This window comes from Streptomyces sp. NPDC111606, assembly GCF_055656945.1.
The window spans coordinates 172,312-189,630 of the sequence record NZ_JBVKBY010000011.1; the positions used below are offsets into that span (position 1 = coordinate 172,312).

The window sequence follows — 17,319 nt, forward strand, 5'->3', positions numbered from 1 at the left end:
GGGGTCTGCGGCCCCCATGTAGCCGGGGACCGCTGACCTTTCGTCGACCTACAGGTGAACGGCGGGAGCGGACTTCACCGCGCCGGAGGCGCTATGGGGTGCAGTACCGCTCCCGCCGTCAACCCTGACGCTGACGGTGTCAGGCCTGCTCGCCCTCGGCGGCCGGAGCCTCGGTGGCGGGGGCGTCGGCAGCCGGAGCCTCAGCGGCCGGGGCCTCGGCAGCGGGCGCCTCGGCGGCGGGGGCCTCAGCGGCCGGAGCCTCAGCAGCGGCCGGAGCCTCGTCGGCCTTCTTCTCGCCCTCGAGCAGGTCGCGCTCCCACTCGGCGAGCGGCTCGCCCGCGGCCTTCTCGCCCTTGTCGCCGGTGGCGACGCCGGAGCGGGCGATGAGGCCCTCGGCGACGGCGTCGGCGATCACGCGGGTGAGCAGGGTGACGGAGCGGATCGCGTCGTCGTTGCCCGGGATCTTGTAGTCGACCTCGTCGGGGTCGCAGTTGGTGTCGAGGATCGCGACGACCGGAATGTTGAGCTTCCGGGCCTCACCAACGGCGATGTGCTCCTTCTTGGTGTCCACGATCCAGACGGCGCTGGGCACCTTCTGCATCTCGCGGATACCACCGAGGGTCTTCTCCAGCTTGGCCTTCTCGCGGGAGAGAACCAGCAGCTCCTTCTTGGTGAGGCCGGAGGCGGCCACGTCCTCGAAGTCGATCTGCTCGAGCTCCTTCAGGCGCTGCAGGCGCTTGTAGACGGTCGAGAAGTTGGTGAGCATGCCGCCCAGCCAGCGCTGGTTGACGTAGGGCATGCCGACGCGGGTGGCCTGCTCGGCGATGGCCTCCTGCGCCTGCTTCTTCGTGCCGACGAACATGACCGTGCCGCCGTGGGCGACGGTCTCCTTGACGAACTCGTAGGCGCGGTCGATGTACGACAGCGACTGGAGCAGGTCGATGATGTAGATGCCGTTGCGCTCCGTGAAGATGAAGCGCTTCATCTTCGGGTTCCAACGACGGGTCTGGTGACCGAAGTGGACGCCGCTTTCCAGCAGCTCCCGCATCGTGACGACGGCCATGGCCGTATCTCCTTGAATGTTCTCGGTTGTGCCGCGGATGCCGGACGGCTTCCGCGCCTGACGCCCACATGCGCCGTGCCACAAAGGACCGAGAGGCGCTGATACGGACCGTCTCCGGTTGTCGTATCGGGGCGTGCGAAGTCGACCCGGTGACCCGGATCGCCAGAAGAAGTGTACGGGACCCGCGGGGTACCGGGTGACGCCCCTGTCCACAACCCGGGAGTTATCCACAGATCCCGGCCGAGATCGGCGGGGGTGAGGGACGGTTCTCGCATGCGAGCGAAGCGATGTGCGAGGGCGGCAAGGGCCACGAAGGCCCCGATGAAGGCCAAGACGGCCAGGACGGTTAGGACGGTTAGGACATACGGGCGGATGGTGGTGCTGGTGCTCCTGACCGCGACCGTCCTGCTGTCCCCGGTGCCACGACTGACGCCGACCGCCACGAGCGCCGGCGCGGCGTCGGCCCCGGACCCCACAGTGCCGACGGTCGGCCGAGCATGGCCCGTGGGGTCACCTCCGCCGATCCTGCGCGCCTGGGAACCCCCGGCGACACGGTACGGGCGCGGCCACCGGGGCGTGGACCTCGGCACCCCGGCCGGGACACCGGTACGGGCGGTGGCGGCCGGGCGAGTCTCCTTCGCGGGCCGGGTGGCGGGCAAGGGGGTCGTATCGGTGGAGCTGGCGGGGACCGGGGATCCGCCACTCCGGACGACGTACGAGCCGGTGCGGGCGGTGCTGAAGAAGGGCGCCGAGGTGGCAGCCGGGGACGTCGTGGGGACGGTGGAGGCGACGGGCTCACACTGCACGGGAACGTGCGTGCACTGGGGCCTACGCAGGGGTGACGCCTACCTGGACCCGCTGTCACTCCTGCCACCAGGGCTGCTGCGCAGGGGGCCGTCGAGGTTGCTGCCGGTGTTGGGGGTGCCGCTGCCCTCGTAGTCGACCCGTTCGCCGTAGTCGACTCGTCGTTCGCAGCCGACCCGGCCCCGGAACCGTCCGACGCGCCCCGGCCACACACAGCACCGCCGCACCAGCCGCCCGACCGCGGACGCTCGTTCCGCCCAGGCGCCGGCGCCCGAACGTCGCCCAGCGCGGAGACTCGGGTAGCTGCGGGCACTCGCGCCGATGAGGCTGATCTCGACCGACTGCGGCGGCGCCCCGCCGGTGTCGGACTGCGCCCAATTCCGACCTAGCCCGGGCCCACAGACGCGGCACCCGCCGGACATCCGACCGCACCCAACCCCGACCTCAGCCCAGCCCACAGAGGCGGCACCCCACCGACATCGAGCCGCACCCAACCCCGGCCGCGGCCTCAGCCCCGACGCAGGCCCTTCCAGCACCGCGGTAGCCCGATCACGCCGGCCCCCGCCGGGCCGAACTCAGCCCCGGACACCCCTCAGCGCCATCGAAACAGCCGCCTCCGTGATCGCCGAAGGCTCCTCCGCCGCCCCCAGCTCGATCCGCCGTACGGCCGCGTCCACGACGCCCTGCAACAGCATCGCCGCCAACCGGGGCTCGGCGTGTCCCATCTCCCCCAGCGCCTCGACGATCATCGCGACCAAGCCGCCGTGCGCCGCTCGGATCTTCTCCCGGGCCCCCGCGTCCAGCTCGCTCGCGGAGATCGCCACCACGGCCCGGTGCCGCCGGTCCCCGACCAGCCCGAGCTGCCGCCGGACATACGCCTCGACCTTGCCCTCGGCCGTGGCCTCCCGTTCCATGGCCGCCGAGACCTCCGCGGCCCACACGGGAAAGTCGACCTCGCACAGCTCCTCGACCACGGCGGCCCGCGACCGGAAGTACTCGTACACGGAAGAGCGCGCGAGCCCCGTCCGCTCGGCAAGGGCAGGGAATGTCAGCGCCTCCGTCCCACCCTCGGACAACAGGGATCGAGCCGCGTCCAGCAGGGCGGCTCGCTGCATCGACCGGTGCTCGGCCACGGAGGCCGCTCGAATCCTTGGCACGTCAACCACTTTACGGACGCACCCGCGCCGACGGGAGTCTCTCCGGCCAACCCGACGCCCGTCCCGCCAGGTCAACGACCGAAGCCGGCCAGTTTCGCCCGCAGCTGCAGCACCGACTTGGTGTGGATCTGACTCACCCGGCTCTCGGTCACGCCCAGCACGTTCCCGATCTCCGCCAGCGTGAGCCCCTCGTAGTAGTACAGCGTCACCACGGTCTTCTCCCGCTCGGGCAACGTGTTGATCGCCCGCGCCAGAAACCGCCGCAGCTCCCGGTCCTCGGCGACCTCCACGGGGTTGTCCGCGGCGGTGTCCTCCAGGGTGTCCATGACGCTGAGCCCGTCGCCGCCCTCGCCGCCGACGTGCAGCAACTCCTCCAGCGCCACCACGTTGGCCAGCGACAACTGGCTGAAGACCGAGTGGAGTTCGTCCACCGCGATGCCCATCTCGACGGCCACCTCCGCCTCCGTGGGCGTGCGCCGCAGCCGCGCCTCCAGCGTCGCGTAGGCCCGCTCGACATTGCGCGCCTTCTGCCGCACCGACCGCGGAATCCAGTCCAGCGCTCTGAGCTCGTCGATCATCGCGCCCCGGATCCGCGTGATCGCATACGTCTCGAACTTGATCTCCCGGTCGATGTCGAACTTCTCAATCGCGTCGATCAGCCCGAACACCCCCGACGACACGAAGTCCGCCTGCTCCACATTGGGCGGCAGACCGACGCTCACGCGGCCCGCCACGTACTTGACGAGCGGCGAGTAGTGCAGGATCAGCTGCTCGCGCAGCCGCTCGTCCCCCGTCGCCTTGTACGACCGCCACAGCTCGTCGAGTGTCGAGGGAGCGGGCGGCCGCACGCTGCCACCGTCACGGGCGGCTGGGGGGATCGCCGCCCGGTCGGACCCGGAGGTGTGCTGGGGCATTCGTTGCCTTGTGCCGTTCTGCCGTGAAGTGGGGGCGCCTGGGGGAGCAACCGGTCGGATGTCGTTCTGCTGCCGTTCTGGGGTCGAGGTGCCGGTCTGCGCCGGAATCCTCGTGAGCGTAGCGTGACTGAAGTGTCGCGGTGCGCGAAGGGCGGAGCGCACGCCGTACGCAGATACGTTCCGCTGGACGCCCCGCAGGGTCATACCGGTCGCTCTACGTGATCACCCGAACACCCCAACTGGGGGAATTCTCAAGGGCGTCCGTGTTCCCCCGTACGGCCGAACACGCTCGGTCAGCATCGACTCCGACCGGCGTGAACGGACATCATGGCCTGGCGTGTCAACTTCCAGCTGTCGCCGTGTCGTTCGACGTAACCAAGTGAGCGGAGTTCGTACAGTCTCGCGATCGCGTCATCCTCGGTGGTCTGCGCCCCGCGCGCGACCTCGTCCGCCCTCGCCGCGCGCCCCCCGGGCAGCGCCGCCAGGACTTTGCGCGCCCGAGGCTCCAGCAGGTCGCGGGGCAGGACGGGCCCGCGTCGCTCGGGCGCGAGCTCTCCCATGTCGCCGACGAGTTCGACGACCTCGGCGGCGTCGGTGACCAGGACGGCGTCCCCGCGCAGCAGTTCGTGCGCGCCCGCCGAGAGGCCGCTGGTGGCCGGGCCGGGGACCCCTATCGTGTGACGGCCCAACCGCTGGGCGGCCCGTGCGGTGACCAGTGAGCCGCTCCGATGGGCGGCCTCGACGACGACCGTGCCCCGCGTCAGGGCCGCGATCACCCGGTTCCGGACGATGAACCTGGTGGGCGTCGGATGGTCCCCCGGCGGCAGCTCCCCGATCACGAGCCCCTGCTCCGCGATCCTGTTGATCAGCTGGGTGTGCCCACGCGGGTAGGGCCGGTCGACGCCGCAGGCGAGCACGGCGACGGTGGCTCCACCGGAGCCGAGGGCACCGCGATGAGCGGCACCGTCGACCCCGTAGGCCCCTCCGGACACGACCACCCAGCCTCTCTCGGCGAGCCCGCCGGCGAGGGTGGCCGCCATGTGTGCGCCGTACTCGGTGCAGGCGCGGGCCCCGACGACGGCCACGGATCGCAACGCCCACATCCGCAGACTGGCCCGCCCGCGCACCCACAGCCCGAGGGGCCGGGCATCCCCAAGGTCGTCGAGCTGCCCCGGCCACTCGATGTCCCCGGGGCGCAGGAACCGCACGCCGGCCTCCCGGGCGACGGCGAGATCCCGGTCGGGCTCAGCCCTCAGCCCCCGGGCCCGCAGCCCGTCCCACCGCTTGTAACTCACGCCCGGCAAGGCCTCCGCCCCGTCCCGTAACCGCCGCACCACTTCCCCCACGCCGTACTCCCGCACCCACCGCCCGGCGACCTCGTCCCCCGGCTCGACGACCCGGCTGAGGAAGACCCGGCCGAGCAGTTCGTCGTCCGGATCCTCGGTGCCGTTCACGTCAGCGCCCCGATGGCCATGGGCACGCCGCGCGGCACACCGGTGCGCAGTTGCAGGGCCAGGGCGACGTCCGTCGCGTCGGGCCGGTCGTGGCCGACCAGGTCGGCGACGGTCCAGGCGACCCGCAGCACACGGTCGAGTCCTCGTGCGGTCAGTACGCCGCGTTCCAGGTTCCGTTCCGCCTCGTCCATGGCGCCGATCGCCGCGTACCAGCGGCTGCGCAGCTCCCGTCCGGGGATCTCACTGTTGGTCCGCCACGGGGTACGCGCGAGGCGGTCCGAGGCCCGCTCGCGGGCCGCGCGCACCCGGTCGGCGACGGTGGCCGTGGACTCGCCCCGGGCCCCGCGCTCGGTCAGCTGGGCGCGCGTGACACGGTCCACCTCGACGCGGAGGTCGACCCGGTCGAGCAGCGGCCCCGACAGCCGCGCCTGATAGCGGCGGATCGCCGAGGGCGGGCACTCGCACAGATCGCCCGTCTGGGAGAAACGGCCGCAGGGGCAGGGGTTGGCCGCGAGCACCATCAGGAACTTCGCCGGGAAGCGCACCACGCCGGCGCTGCGCGCGATCACCACATGCCCGGCTTCCAGCGGCTGCCGCAGGGCGTCGAGGGCGTGGCTGTTGAACTCCGGCGTCTCGTCCAGGAAGAGGACCCCCCGGTGGGAGAGTGAAACCGCGCCCGGCCGGGCGATGCCCGCGCCGCCGCCGACGAGCGACTGCATGGTCGCCGAGTGATGCGGTGCGCAGTAGGGGGCCACGTCGATCAGGGGCTTTCCCGGGGGCAGCAACCCCGCCACCGAGTGCACTGCCGTGACCTCCAGCGACTCCTCCCTGCGCAGCCGGGGCAGGATGGCCGGCAGCCGCTCCGCGAGCATCGTCTTGCCCGCGCCGGGCGGCCCCTCGAGGAACAGGTGATGCCCGCCCGCCGCGGCGACCTCCACGGCCGTACGCGCCGAGATCTGACCCACCACGTCGGCGAGGTCGTGCCCGTGGTCGGGCTCGGTGGCACCCATGCTGTGCATGCCCGTGGCCGCCCCGGTGCCCGGCACCCGCAGGCTCGCGAGGAGTGGGTCCGGGCGGCCCTGCTCCTCCGGTTCCTCGTCGGGCACGGGTTCGTCCGCGAGGACGGCGATCAGCTGGCGCAGACTGCGCACGCCGAGTACCGACACGCCCGGCACCAGCGAGGCCTCGGCCGCGGCGCATTCGGGGACGACGACCTGCTCGTAGCCGGCGTCCGCGGCGGCCAGCACCGCGGGCAGGATGCCCCGCACGGGACGCACCCGTCCGTCCAGGCCCAGCTCGCCGATCATCACGATGTCGGCGAGGACCCGTGGATCGATCCGCTCGGCGGCGCCGAGGACGGCACATGCGACGGCCAGGTCGAAGCCGCTGCCCGCCTTGGGCACCGACGCCGGGCTGAGCCCGACGGTGAGCTTCTTCTGCGGCCACTCCCCGCCCGAGTTCACGACGGCCGCCCGTACCCGGTCCCGGCTCTCCGACAGGCTCTTGTCCGGCAGTCCCACCAGGGTGAACGCCGCCACCCCCGGCTCCAGATCCGCCTGGACCTCCACCACAACGCCCTCGACGCCCACCAGAGCGACCGAGCACGTACGCGCGAACCCCATCTCAGGCCACCCCTCGCGCGTGCTCGACCACGGGCGCGCCGCGGCCGGGCAGGATCACGCCGACGAGGTCGATGCGGACGCCTCCGGGTGGAGCCCCGCCGTGGGTGTGGATCCAGTGTTCCGCGAGGCCGCGCAGGCGTTCCGCCTTCTCCGGGGTCACCGCGGCCATCGGATGCTCGAAGGCGCCCGTCCTGCGGGTCTTCACCTCGCATACGACCAGCACATCGCCGTCCCTGGCGACGATGTCGATCTCTCCGGTCCTGCCGCAGCGCCAGTTGCGCTCCAGAACCGTCATCCCGGCCTCGACCAGCCGTCGTGCGGCCAGCGTCTCGCCGTACCTGCCCAGTGCGCTGCGTGCGCTTCCCTTGCTCGTGCTCATGTCGGCACCACCTCCGGCGCCAACGATGAGTGCAGCTCAGCGAGCTATTGGATCTTGGTGGACAAGTCCGCGACTGTGGAAAACTCCGTCACCCCTGCGTGTGAACCTCACCCGCTCGGGAGCTCGAGATCGCTCTTGTTGAGCTCCTCGATGTTCACGTCCTTGAATGTGAGCACTCGGACCTGCTTCACGAACCGGGCCGGCCGGTACATGTCCCACACCCAGGCATCCGCCATGGACACCTCGAAGAACACCTCGCCCTGGACCGAGTGCACCTGCATCTCGTAGTCGTTGGTCAGGTAGAAGCGCCGCTCGGTCTCGATCACGTACTTGAACAGACCGACGACATCGCGGTACTCCCGATAGAGCTTGAGCTCCATCTCGGTCTCGTACTTTTCGAGGTCCTCGGCGCTCATGGCATGTTCCCCTTCAGCCGTGCGATCCCACCATTGTGCGCCAGTCCCGTCCGCACCTAGACAATTTCGGGGTCAAGGGTCACGGGCCCAGCGGGGGGACCTTCGTCGAGCAGTGTGCGCAGTAGCTCGGCGAGTCTGGTCGGATACACCGTCTCATGTGCCTGGGCAAGTTCCCGACACGTCCACCAGCGTGCTCCTGCGACGCTGCGACGCTCCAGTTCGGTGAGGCCCATGGCCCGCGTCGCCGTCTGTGTCGTGCGGGCCAGGTAGTACCACTCGTCCTGGTCCCAGCGGCGGCCGGCGAACGGGAACGAGCACATCCGGTGCCACAGCACGGGGCCGAGCTCGACCTCCGTGATGCCGGTCTCCTCGGCGAGTTCCCGCAGGGCGGCCTGGGCACGGCTCTCGTCGCCCTCGACGCCGCCTCCCGGGGTGAACCACCAGTCGTCGGCCGGATCCTCCGGCTCGTGGCCGTGCAGCAGCAGAATGCGGTCCTGCGGGTCGAGGAGGACGACTCGGGCGACCTTGCGCAGTCCGCCGTCGTACGAGTCGCCGTACGGCCCGTTCCCGAGGCCCGTCCCACCGTACGGACCGTTCCCCACGCCCGTCGCCTCAGCGGGCACCCGCGGGCTCCGTACCGGTCTGGGAGCGCTTGCTCATTCGTTTCGCGATCGGGCCGTAGGCGCCGCCGGCCAGGACGAGCACACCTCCGCCGACGATCAGGGCGACCATCGTCCGCAGCGGCCCCGGCGACGACAGCGAGCCGAGCTGCTCGAAGCTCGCGGCGGGCTCCAGCATGCCGTCCATGGGCCAGACGACGGCGTCCACGCGGGCCGACACGGCACTGCGCGCCACGGTGCCCTTGGCGGCGTCCGTGAGGTGGGCCGTGGAGTCCAGGGAGCCGCTGCGCTCGTCGCCGAGCAGGAAGAGCCTGTCCTTCGGCACCGTCACCGTCGGGAAGTTCTGGATCTCGGCCAAGCCGTCCTTGGCCAGGTAGGGCTCGTCGATCTGCTTGCCGTTGACGGTCAGCTTGCCGTCCGTGCAGCAGGCGACCGTGTCACCGCCGACGGCGACCACGCGCTTGACGACGGGTGCGTTGGTCACCCAGGTCTTGTCGGTGAACACGACCACGTCACCGCGGCGCACCTCACCGCCGTCGACACGCTGGGCCAGCACCCGGTCGCCCGCGCCGATCGTCGGCGCCATCGAACTGGTGGGCACGGTGTACGGCCGGTAGACCACCGCTCCCCAGGCGAACCCGGCCAGGAACAGCACCAGGCCCAGCGCCACGGCCAGTCCGGACAACCGCTCCCCGGTCCGGCTGCCCGCCGGGCCACTGCTCGCGCCACCGCCACGCGGCGCCGTACGTGTCGTGCTCTCGCCACCCATGGGTCCGCACCCTACCCGGCGGTACCGACACCGGGCAGCCCCTCCTGAGCGCCTCGGGCCACGGGCTCGGCAAAGCTTTCCCAAGCTCTCCGCGGCGGGGGCCTCACCCCAGGAAGGGCGTCAGGCGGTCAGCGGGTCTGCTCCGCCTTGATCCGCTGCCGGCGCCACAGCACCAGCGGCACCGCACCTGCGAGCGCAAGGCCTTGCGGGGCGACCGTCAGAGCGGCGGAACGGGCGCTCAGGTTCTGGTCGAAGGTGTCCGGAACCGGCAGGTTGTCCCAGCGGTTGATCGGCCAGGCGATCACGATGGCGCGGCCGACGACCTCGTTGACGGGGACCATGCCGTGGTTCTTGTCGGACTGGTTGTAGCGCGAGTCCCGGGAGTTCTGCCGGTGGTCGCCCATGACCCAGATCTTGCCCTCGGGGACCTTGACCTTGAACTGGCCGCCCTGGTCGTCCTGGCTGCACGGGGTGTTGCCCGGGTAGACGTACGGCTCGTTCAGCGCCTTGCCGTTGACCGTCAGGGGGCCGGTGCCCTCGCACTGGATGGTGTCGCCGCCGACGCCCACGACGCGCTTGATGAGGTCCTTCTCCTCCGCGGACGGCATCAGGCCGATCCAGCTGAGGAAGGTCTGCAGGGCGTTGGGGTCGGGGGTGGGCTCACCGGCCAGCCACTGGTCGGGGTCGTGGAAGACGACGACCTCGCCGCGCTCGGGCTCGGAGCCGAACCAGGGGGTGAGCTTGTCGACCAGGACGCGGTCACCCTGCTGGAGGGTGTTCTGCATCGAGTCGGAGGGGATGGAGAACGCCTGCACCAGGAACGTCTTGATCAGCAGCGCGAGAACGAGCGCGATACCGATCAGGATGGGCAGCTCCTTCCAGAAGGAGCGCTGCTTCTTCGACTGGGGGGATGCCCCGCCCGACCCCTGACCGTCGGTCGGCGGCCGTCCGCCGGACCCATCGCCGTCGCCCGCCGCTCCGGGGTCATTCCCGGAGGTCACGGCGCCGTCCGCGGCCGGGTCGGCTGCGCCCACGGGGCGTCCGCGGTGCTCCTCGCCGTCGTGCCCGGATCGTGCGCCAACCGCCACATCCCCCACGCCAACTCCTCACTCTGTGCCGCTGCCTGCCCGAGAGACGGTGCAGGCCCACCACTCCCATAACGAGCGGGAGTTCCGCAGGGCTCGGGAGCTGAATCGTTCTGATCGATTCGTCGGAAGCAACCCTATGCGACTGCTGGGCGGCCGCGGTCGACCCGGTCGCCGCGTCGGACACCGATGCGTAAGTTTTCGGTTCCTCGAGTGAGTTCCAGTGACCGAAGGGCCAGGCGATGACCATGGCCCGTCCCACGACCTCGCCCTCGGAGACCGTGCCGCCGTAGCCCTGGTTCTGGTGTGCGCGGGAGTCCGCGGAGTTGGCGCGGTGGTCGCCCATCACCCACAGCCGGCCCTGCGGGACGGTGATGTCGAACTTCGAGTCGGAGGGGGCGTTGCCGGGGTAGAGATAGTCCTCGTTCAGGGGAACGCCGTTGACGGTGACTCGCCCTTGCGTGTCACAGCACTTGACGCGGTCGCCGCCGACCCCCACGACGCGCTTGATGAGGTCCTTCTCGTCCTCGGACGGCAGCAGGCCGATGAAGGTGAGCGCCTCCTTGACCTGCTTGATGACGACGGGGTCCTCCTTCTTCACCGTCGTCTGCTCGTCCTGGAGCCAGCCGCCGGGGTCCTTGAAGACGACGACGTCCCCGCGCTGCGGCTCGGAGCCGAACCAAGGGGTGAGCTTGTCGACCAGGACGCGGTCGCCGATCTGGATCGTCTGCTCCATCGAGCCGGACGGGATCACGAAGGCCTGGACGAGAAACGTCTTCAGGACCAGCGCTATGAGGACAGCGACGCCGACGAGGAGGGGTATCTCCTTGATCGCGGAGCGCCTGCGGCGGCGCTTGACCTTGCGCTGGAGCTTGCGCCGCTCCGCGCGTGTACGACCGCCGGCGGGGCTGGCGGCGCGCCGGGAACCGGTGGGCAGCAGATTCTCGGCGGGGCTGCTCGCGACGCCCCGCGGTTTGCCACGGTTACCCATGCGCGCCCTCCGCGGCGGGCACGCGCGCGTAGGCGTCCGGACGGTCCAGGCGGGTCCAGTGGGCGGTCGGCCATACGATCCAGTCGACGCGGCCGATGACGTCGTCGAGCGGGATCATGCCGCCGCCGGGCGAGCCGAGATGGTCGCGGGAGTCACTGGACTCGCTGCGATGGTCGCCGAGGACGAACAGGGTGCCGTCGGGAACGACGACGTCGAAGGGCACCGTGGACGGGCTGTCACCGGGGTACAGGAACGTCGACTCGTCGACAGACCGGCCGTTCACCTGGATCCTCCCCTCCTTGTCACAGCAGACCACGCGGTCTCCCCCCACACCCACAACGCGCTTGACGTAGTCCGCATCCCCGAAGTACCCAGTTCCGTCGAACACGACAACATCGCCGCGTCGCGGCTCGGCACCGAAACGGTACGCCAACTTATTTACGAGAACGCGGTCGCCGATCCTCAATCCGGACTCCATGGATCCGCTGGGAATCTCGAACGGCCGCAGCACGAACGTGTTGAGCAGCAGCAGAAAGACCAGGAAGACCAGCAGGGTCAGGCTGATCCGCCCGCCCGGGACCCATGCGGTGATCCGCGACACCAACGCGAAGCGCGACCGTCCCTCCTGTCCCTCGGTGTCCGAGATCGCCTCGGATTCGGAAGGGCGGGAGGAGCGGTCGCGCTCCGTCGGCTGTGCTTCGGTGTCCATCGGGGCCAGATGTTATCCGGCCCCGCTCGGGACCCCGCGGGGGCTAGCCCCCTGAAGCGCTCAGTTCTCGCGCTTCTCCTTGATCTTCGCCGCCTTGCCGCGCAGCTCACGCAGGTAGTACAGCTTGGCGCGACGCACGTCACCGCGGGTGACGAGCTCGATCTTCTCGACGATCGGGGTGTGCACCGGGAAGGTGCGCTCGACGCCGACGGAGAAGGAGACCTTGCGGACCGTGAAGGTCTCGCGAACGCCGGCGCCCTGGCGGCGGATCACAACGCCCTTGAACTGCTGCACACGGGAGCGGTTGCCCTCGATGACGCGGACGTGGACGTTGACGGTGTCGCCCGGGCGGAAGGCCGGGACGTCGCTGCGCAGCGACGCGGAGTCGACCGAGTCGAGCAGGTGAGACATTTCGTCTGCTTTCTTCGCCCATGCCACAGGTCATAGGCGGGAGATAGGTTTTTCGTGAGGTTGCTGTTCGCGTCGGGGCGGGCGTCGTGTCCCCCTGTGGCAGGGGCGCATGCCGGACGGCGCACAACAGCGACCTATTGTTCCACGCCCTCGGTCCTGCGCCAAAATCGGCCGAACCGCTCCCCCTCCGGGTCGGGCATCCAGCCCAGGATGGAGAGCATCTCGCGGTCCTTCTTGTCGAAGGCCTTGGGGTCGCAGCGCTCGATCAGGTCGGGCCGGTTGGCCGTCGTACGCCTGAGAGCCTCGTCACGCCGCCACCGGGCGATCTTGCCGTGGTGGCCGCTGAGCAGCACGTCGGGGATGTCCCGGCCGCGCCACTCGGGCGGCTTGGTGTAGACGGGGCCCTCCAGGAGGCTCGCCATCGCGCCGGGCGCGAAGGAGTCGTCCCGGTGGGACTCGGCGTTGCCCAGGACGCCGGGCAGCAGGCGTGCCACGGCCTCGGTGATGACCAGTACGGCGGCCTCGCCGCCGGCGAGGACGTAGTCGCCGATGGACACCTCGTGCACCGGCATTCGGGTCGCGTACTCGTCGATGACCCGGCGGTCGATGCCCTCGTAGCGGGCCGGCGTGAAGATCAGCCAGGGCCGCTCGGAGAGTTCGACGGCGAGTTCCTGGGTGAAGGGGCGGCCGCTGGGGGTGGGGACGATCAGACAGGGCCCGCGGGAGCCCGTCTCGTAGCCGTCGGCCAGGACGGAGTCCAGCGCGTCGCCCCAGGGGTCGGTCTTCATGACCATGCCGGGGCCGCCGCCGTACGGGGTGTCGTCGACCGTGTTGTGGCGGTCGTACGTCCAGCTACGCAGGTCGTGCACCTGGACGTTGAGCTGCCCACGCGCGCGTGCCTTGCCGACGAGGGAGACGTTCAGGGGCTCCAGGTACTCGGGAAAGATCGTGACGACGTCGAGCCGCATCAGCCCTCGGCCTCCGCGTCACGCGAGGAAGCGATCTCGGCGGCGTCGTCGATCAGACCCGGCGGCGGGGCGATGACGGCGCGCTGCTCCTCCAGGTCGATCTCGGTGACGATCGCCTCGACGAAGGGGATCATCACCTCGCTCCCGTCGGGCCGCTCCACGATGAAGAGGTCCTGGGACGGCAGGTGCGAGATCTCGGTGATACGACCGACCTCGACCCCGTCCACGGTCACCACGTCGAGGTCCATGAGCTGGTGGTCGTAGTACTCGTCCTCTTCCTCGGGCAGCTCGTCCGGGTCGATCTCCGCGATGAGGAGCGTGTTGCGCAGCGCCTCGGCGCCGGTGCGGTCCTTGACCCCCTCGAAGCGCAGGAGGAGGCGGCCGCTGTGGACGCGGCCCGTCTCGATGGTGAGCGGCCCGGTGGCGGCCGGGTCGGTGGCCAGGACGGCGCCGGGGGCGAGCCGCAGTTCCGGCTCGTCGGTGCGAACCTCGACGGTGACCTCGCCCTTGATGCCATGGGCGCGGCCGATCCGTGCGACTACCAGCTGCACTGTGCTTGCTCTCCTGTCATGCGACTGGCCGTACGGCGGCCATGAACCGCCTTACGACTACGGGCCGGGGACGGCCCAGTGGCCCTCCCCGGCCCGAGCCGGTGCTGCGTTCGGCGTCAGCGGACGTGGTCCACGTCGACTAGGTCGACGCGGACACCGCGGCCGCCGATGGCGCCCACGACGGTGCGCAGAGCGCGTGCGGTACGGCCGTTGCGGCCGATCACCTTACCGAGGTCGTCGGGGTGGACCCGGACCTCCAGCACACGCCCGCGACGCAGGTTGCGCGAGGCGACCTGCACATCGTCCGGGTTGTCGACGATGCCCTTCACGAGGTGCTCGAGAGCCTCCTCGAGCATGCTCAGGCCTCGGCCGACGCGGACTCGGCGTTGGCCTCGTCCTTCTTCTCCGCCTTCTTCTTCTGGGTGATCGCCTCACCCTTGCCCTCGTCCTCGCCGCTGAGGGCCTCGAACGTCGGGCGCGCCTTCTTCGGCTCGGCGACGAGCAGCGGAGCCGGGGCGGGCTCGCCCTTGAACTTCTGCCAGTCGCCGGTCTTCTTCAGAATGGCGAGGACGGGCTCGGTCGGCTGGGCGCCGACGCCGAGCCAGTACGCCACGCGCTCGGCGTCGACCTCCATCACCGACGGGTTGTACGTCGGGTGGTACTTGCCGATCTCCTCGATCGCACGGCCGTCACGGCGGGTGCGGGAGTCGGCGACGACGATGCGGTAGTGAGGCGAACGGATCTTGCCCAGACGCTTCAGCTTGATCTTGACTGCCACGGGAGTGGGTTCTCCTGGTTTTGACGTGGTTGGGCACGGCGAGACTGCCGCGTGGGGTTGCGGTACCCGAGTGCCCGATGGACGCGTCAGCCGGAGGCGAGAGGGTTCCTGTGCGGCTGTCGAGTACAGCTAGCCATTGTGCCACACCCTGCGGAGCGCTTTTGAGCCGAGGGGGCCGGGAGGGTGCCCGGGCATGACTGAGAGGCACCCGGCGACAGGGATGCCGTCGGGTGGGGCGCGCAGGCCGACGCTGCTGGGGTGCCGTCGATACGGCTGCGCAACGGCACCCCGGCGTCCACGCCACGTACTGAACCGGCAGCCACGAGATGCCGGTGTCCGACGAGGCGTCGCTACGCCGCTCCGACCACCTCGGGAATCCGGAACGGCTTCCCGCAGCCGCCGCACACGATCGGCGCCTGCGCCAGCACCGACGGGACGACCCGGACGTTACGGCCGCAGTCGCAGACCGCCTTGACTCGGACGCCGCCCCCGGAGGAACCGTGACGGGCGGCCGGGCCCCGGAAGGTCCTGCTCGTGTCGGCGGAGGTGGCCGCCGTGTGGGCCTTCAGGGCGCGCTGGAGGCGTTCGATGGTCGGGCGGTAGCGGCGCTTGGCCTCGGGGTTGAGCGTGACCAGGGAGAAACCGCTGCTCGGGTGCGGCTCCTCGGGGTGGTCCAGGCCCAGCTCCTCGGCGACGGCGAGGAATCTGCGGTTGTGGTAGCGGCCGGCCCGGGATGTGTCGCGGACGCCGCGTGCGGCGGCGATGCCATGGACTGCCTCGTGAAGCAGTCGCTCGAAGGAGAGCTCGTGACCGCACGCGGACGACGACTCCCCGATCAGGGACTCTGGCGCGGCGAGATCCGGCAGCTCGGGGTGGTACCGCTGAATGTCGGCCCACGCCTGCGCCAGCTCTGCGGCGAGTACAGGTGGTGTCTGTGTCGTGCTCACGTAATGACAACGAGCCGGAGTGCCGCTGTGTTCCGATTCCGGGGCATCCCAAATAATTTGCACGTACCCGTCAGTTGCGAATGATGCGCCCGGACGAGGGCGGGTGCGCTGATCTGCGGAGAAGCCTCACAGCTCATACCAAGCCGGTGCGTAGTCTGACGTACGCCCCGGCGCGTACGCCCCGTCCACGCGCCGGTGCGACTGTGGTCCGCGAATGCGCAAGAGGCGTTTCGGCCGCTCTCGTTCCACACGGGCGTCGTCTCAGTATGCGCGCGCCAGGACGGCGACGTTACCGGGTGCGTCATCGGCGTCCGGCACCGACCCGCCCTCGGCGACCAGACACCGTACGGACACCGCGTGCTCGGCCAGCCTGGCCTCGCCCTCTTCGCCGAGCGTCGCCCACGGGATGCGCGCCCAGCCGCCGGCGACGGCCGCCTCGACGGCCTCCTCGATCGTCGTCACGTCGGTGGTGCGGGACTCGCGGCGCTCGCGGGCCTGGGTCAGCAGCAGCGCCTGGTCCTCCTCCAGGACGGCGGGGAGCAGTCGTACGAGATCCTCGATCGCGATCGGCGTCTTGCCGCCGGGGATGCGGCGGGCCAGCATCGCGGTGCCGTTCTCCAGGTCACGGGGCCCGACCTCGATGCGGACGGGCACGCCCTTGAGCTCCCAGTCGACCGCGCGGCGGCCGAAGGGGGTGTCGGTGCGGTCGTCCACGTGGACGCGGATGCCGGCCGCCTTCAGCCGGTCGCCGATCTCGCGGACCTTGGCCAGAACCGCCTCGTCGCCCTTGATGGCGAGGACGACGGCCTGGATCTGCGCGAGGCGCGGCGGGACCCGCAGGCCGTTGTCGTCGCCGTGCATCATCACCAGGGCGCCGATCATGCGGGTGGTCGAGCCCCAGGAGGTCTGCCAGACCAGTTCCTGGGTGCCGTCCTTCGACAGGTACGAGGTGTTGAAGGCCTTGGCGAAGTTCTGCCCCAGCTCATGGCTGGTGGCCATCTGCAGGGCCTTGCCGTCACCCATCATGCCTTCGAGCGTGAGGGTGTTGACGGCGCCGGCGAAGCGCTCCTTGACGGTCTTGCGGCCGGGGACGACGTCCATCGCGAGGACGTTCACCATGAAGTCCTCGTAGACCGCGCGGTGGATGTGCGCGGCGAAGTCGCGGGCGTCCTCGTAGCCGGCGTGCGCGGTGTGGCCCTCCTGCCACAGGAACTCGGTCGTGCGCAGGAAGAGGCGCGGCCTGAGTTCCCAACGGACCACGTTCGCCCACTGGTTGATCAGCAGGGGCAGGTCGCGGTAGCTCTGCACCCACTTCGAGAAGTAGTCGTTGACGATCATCTCGGAGGTGGGGCGGACGACCGCCGGCTCCTCGAGCTCCTTGCCACCGCCGTGCGTGACGACCGCGAGCTCCGGCGCGAAGCCCTCGACGTGGTCCGCCTCGCGCGTGAGATACGACTGCGGGATGAGGAGCGGGAAGTACGCGTTCTGCGTGCCCGTCTCCTTGATCCGGGAGTCCATCTCGGCCTGCATCCGCTCCCACAGCCCGTACCCGTACGGCCGGATGACCATCGTGCCGCGCACCGGGCCGTTGTCGGCCAGCTCCGCCTTGGCGATCAGATCCTGGTACCAGCGCGGGAAGTCGTCCGCCCGTGGCGTGAGTACGGGTGCCTTTGCCATGGCG

20 protein-coding genes are annotated in these 17,319 nt (G+C 70.4%); 1 reads left to right on the top strand and 19 read right to left on the bottom strand.

All coding sequences use genetic code 11. The features are described 5' to 3' along the window. Positions 1 to 139 precede the first annotated feature (139 nt). Positions 140 to 1,063 carry a 30S ribosomal protein S2 gene (gene rpsB, locus ACZ7M7_RS33705; RefSeq protein WP_383607389.1) on the bottom strand — a complete coding sequence of 308 codons (924 nt, stop codon included), beginning with the start codon at positions 1,061 to 1,063 and terminating at the stop codon, positions 140 to 142. Between the two features lie 372 nt (positions 1,064 to 1,435). Here rpsB and ACZ7M7_RS33710 point away from each other — a divergent pair, with 372 nt between their 5' ends. Then, on the top strand, positions 1,436 to 2,002 hold the full coding sequence (locus tag ACZ7M7_RS33710; protein ID WP_472123597.1) for a murein hydrolase activator EnvC family protein: 567 nt from the start codon (positions 1,436 to 1,438) through the stop codon (positions 2,000 to 2,002). Between the two features lie 440 nt (positions 2,003 to 2,442). On the opposite strand, the gene ACZ7M7_RS33715 is transcribed toward ACZ7M7_RS33710, so the two are convergent. The 18 genes from ACZ7M7_RS33715 to proS all read right to left on the bottom strand — a co-directional run bounded on the left by ACZ7M7_RS33715 (position 2,443) and on the right by proS (position 17,315). Next, positions 2,443 to 3,000, bottom strand: a complete 558-nt coding sequence (locus tag ACZ7M7_RS33715) for a TetR/AcrR family transcriptional regulator (protein ID WP_383628669.1) — start codon at positions 2,998 to 3,000, stop codon at positions 2,443 to 2,445. A gap of 95 nt (positions 3,001 to 3,095) precedes the next feature. After that, positions 3,096 to 3,938: an RNA polymerase sigma factor WhiG gene (whiG, locus tag ACZ7M7_RS33720; protein ID WP_328422905.1), complete on the bottom strand. Its 843-nt coding sequence runs from the start codon at positions 3,936 to 3,938 to the stop codon at positions 3,096 to 3,098. 293 nt (positions 3,939 to 4,231) lie between these two features. Beyond that, positions 4,232 to 5,392, bottom strand: coding sequence for a DNA-processing protein DprA (gene dprA, locus ACZ7M7_RS33725; RefSeq protein WP_472123600.1), 1,161 nt, complete (start codon positions 5,390 to 5,392; stop codon positions 4,232 to 4,234). Further along, a complete protein-coding gene (locus tag ACZ7M7_RS33730; protein WP_472123603.1) occupies positions 5,389 to 7,014 on the bottom strand; it encodes a YifB family Mg chelatase-like AAA ATPase in 1,626 nt (541 codons plus the stop codon). The genes dprA and ACZ7M7_RS33730 overlap by 4 nt, the downstream gene beginning before the upstream one ends. Before the next feature lies 1 nt (position 7,015). Next, positions 7,016 to 7,393: a YraN family protein gene (locus tag ACZ7M7_RS33735; protein ID WP_451172487.1), complete on the bottom strand. Its 378-nt coding sequence runs from the start codon at positions 7,391 to 7,393 to the stop codon at positions 7,016 to 7,018. Between the two features lie 107 nt (positions 7,394 to 7,500). Further along, the gene (locus ACZ7M7_RS33740) at positions 7,501 to 7,809 is read right to left on the bottom strand and encodes a DUF2469 domain-containing protein (protein ID WP_003993268.1); all 309 of its coding nucleotides are present in this window, start codon (positions 7,807 to 7,809) and stop codon (positions 7,501 to 7,503) included. A gap of 56 nt (positions 7,810 to 7,865) precedes the next feature. Continuing rightward, a complete protein-coding gene (locus ACZ7M7_RS33745) occupies positions 7,866 to 8,411 on the bottom strand; it encodes an NUDIX hydrolase (protein ID WP_427839723.1) in 546 nt (181 codons plus the stop codon). A 10-nt stretch (positions 8,412 to 8,421) separates the two neighbouring features. Then, positions 8,422 to 9,198, bottom strand: coding sequence for a signal peptidase I (gene lepB / locus ACZ7M7_RS33750; protein ID WP_383628511.1), 777 nt, complete (start codon positions 9,196 to 9,198; stop codon positions 8,422 to 8,424). 128 nt (positions 9,199 to 9,326) lie between these two features. Beyond that, complete coding sequence (lepB, locus tag ACZ7M7_RS33755; protein WP_472123606.1) at positions 9,327 to 10,295, bottom strand: signal peptidase I; 969 nt, start codon at positions 10,293 to 10,295, stop codon at positions 9,327 to 9,329. Continuing rightward, positions 10,183 to 11,274: a signal peptidase I gene (lepB, locus tag ACZ7M7_RS33760; RefSeq protein ID WP_383607397.1), complete on the bottom strand. Its 1,092-nt coding sequence runs from the start codon at positions 11,272 to 11,274 to the stop codon at positions 10,183 to 10,185. Before lepB (ACZ7M7_RS33760) ends, lepB (ACZ7M7_RS33755) begins: the two co-directional genes overlap by 113 nt. Further along, positions 11,267 to 11,983, bottom strand: a complete 717-nt coding sequence (lepB, locus tag ACZ7M7_RS33765) for a signal peptidase I (protein ID WP_383607398.1) — start codon at positions 11,981 to 11,983, stop codon at positions 11,267 to 11,269. The genes lepB (ACZ7M7_RS33760) and lepB (ACZ7M7_RS33765) overlap by 8 nt, the downstream gene beginning before the upstream one ends. A gap of 60 nt (positions 11,984 to 12,043) precedes the next feature. Continuing rightward, positions 12,044 to 12,394: a 50S ribosomal protein L19 gene (gene rplS / locus ACZ7M7_RS33770; protein WP_004924850.1), complete on the bottom strand. Its 351-nt coding sequence runs from the start codon at positions 12,392 to 12,394 to the stop codon at positions 12,044 to 12,046. Between the two features lie 134 nt (positions 12,395 to 12,528). Then, a complete protein-coding gene (gene trmD / locus ACZ7M7_RS33775; RefSeq protein WP_472123610.1) occupies positions 12,529 to 13,362 on the bottom strand; it encodes a tRNA (guanosine(37)-N1)-methyltransferase TrmD in 834 nt (277 codons plus the stop codon). After that, complete coding sequence (gene rimM, locus ACZ7M7_RS33780; protein ID WP_383607400.1) at positions 13,362 to 13,913, bottom strand: ribosome maturation factor RimM; 552 nt, start codon at positions 13,911 to 13,913, stop codon at positions 13,362 to 13,364. The genes trmD and rimM overlap by 1 nt, the downstream gene beginning before the upstream one ends. Positions 13,914 to 14,029: 116 nt before the next feature. Next, positions 14,030 to 14,269 (bottom strand): RNA-binding protein, encoded by a 240-nt coding sequence (locus ACZ7M7_RS33785; RefSeq protein WP_003973401.1) that lies wholly within the window; start codon positions 14,267 to 14,269, stop codon positions 14,030 to 14,032. 2 nt (positions 14,270 to 14,271) lie between these two features. Beyond that, positions 14,272 to 14,691: a 30S ribosomal protein S16 gene (gene rpsP / locus ACZ7M7_RS33790; protein WP_427839728.1), complete on the bottom strand. Its 420-nt coding sequence runs from the start codon at positions 14,689 to 14,691 to the stop codon at positions 14,272 to 14,274. Positions 14,692 to 15,041: 350 nt separating this feature from the next. Beyond that, complete coding sequence (locus ACZ7M7_RS33795; RefSeq protein ID WP_328422929.1) at positions 15,042 to 15,638, bottom strand: hypothetical protein; 597 nt, start codon at positions 15,636 to 15,638, stop codon at positions 15,042 to 15,044. Positions 15,639 to 15,899: 261 nt separating this feature from the next. Beyond that, on the bottom strand, positions 15,900 to 17,315 hold the full coding sequence (gene proS / locus ACZ7M7_RS33800) for a proline--tRNA ligase (protein WP_472123613.1): 1,416 nt from the start codon (positions 17,313 to 17,315) through the stop codon (positions 15,900 to 15,902). Positions 17,316 to 17,319 lie beyond the last annotated feature (4 nt).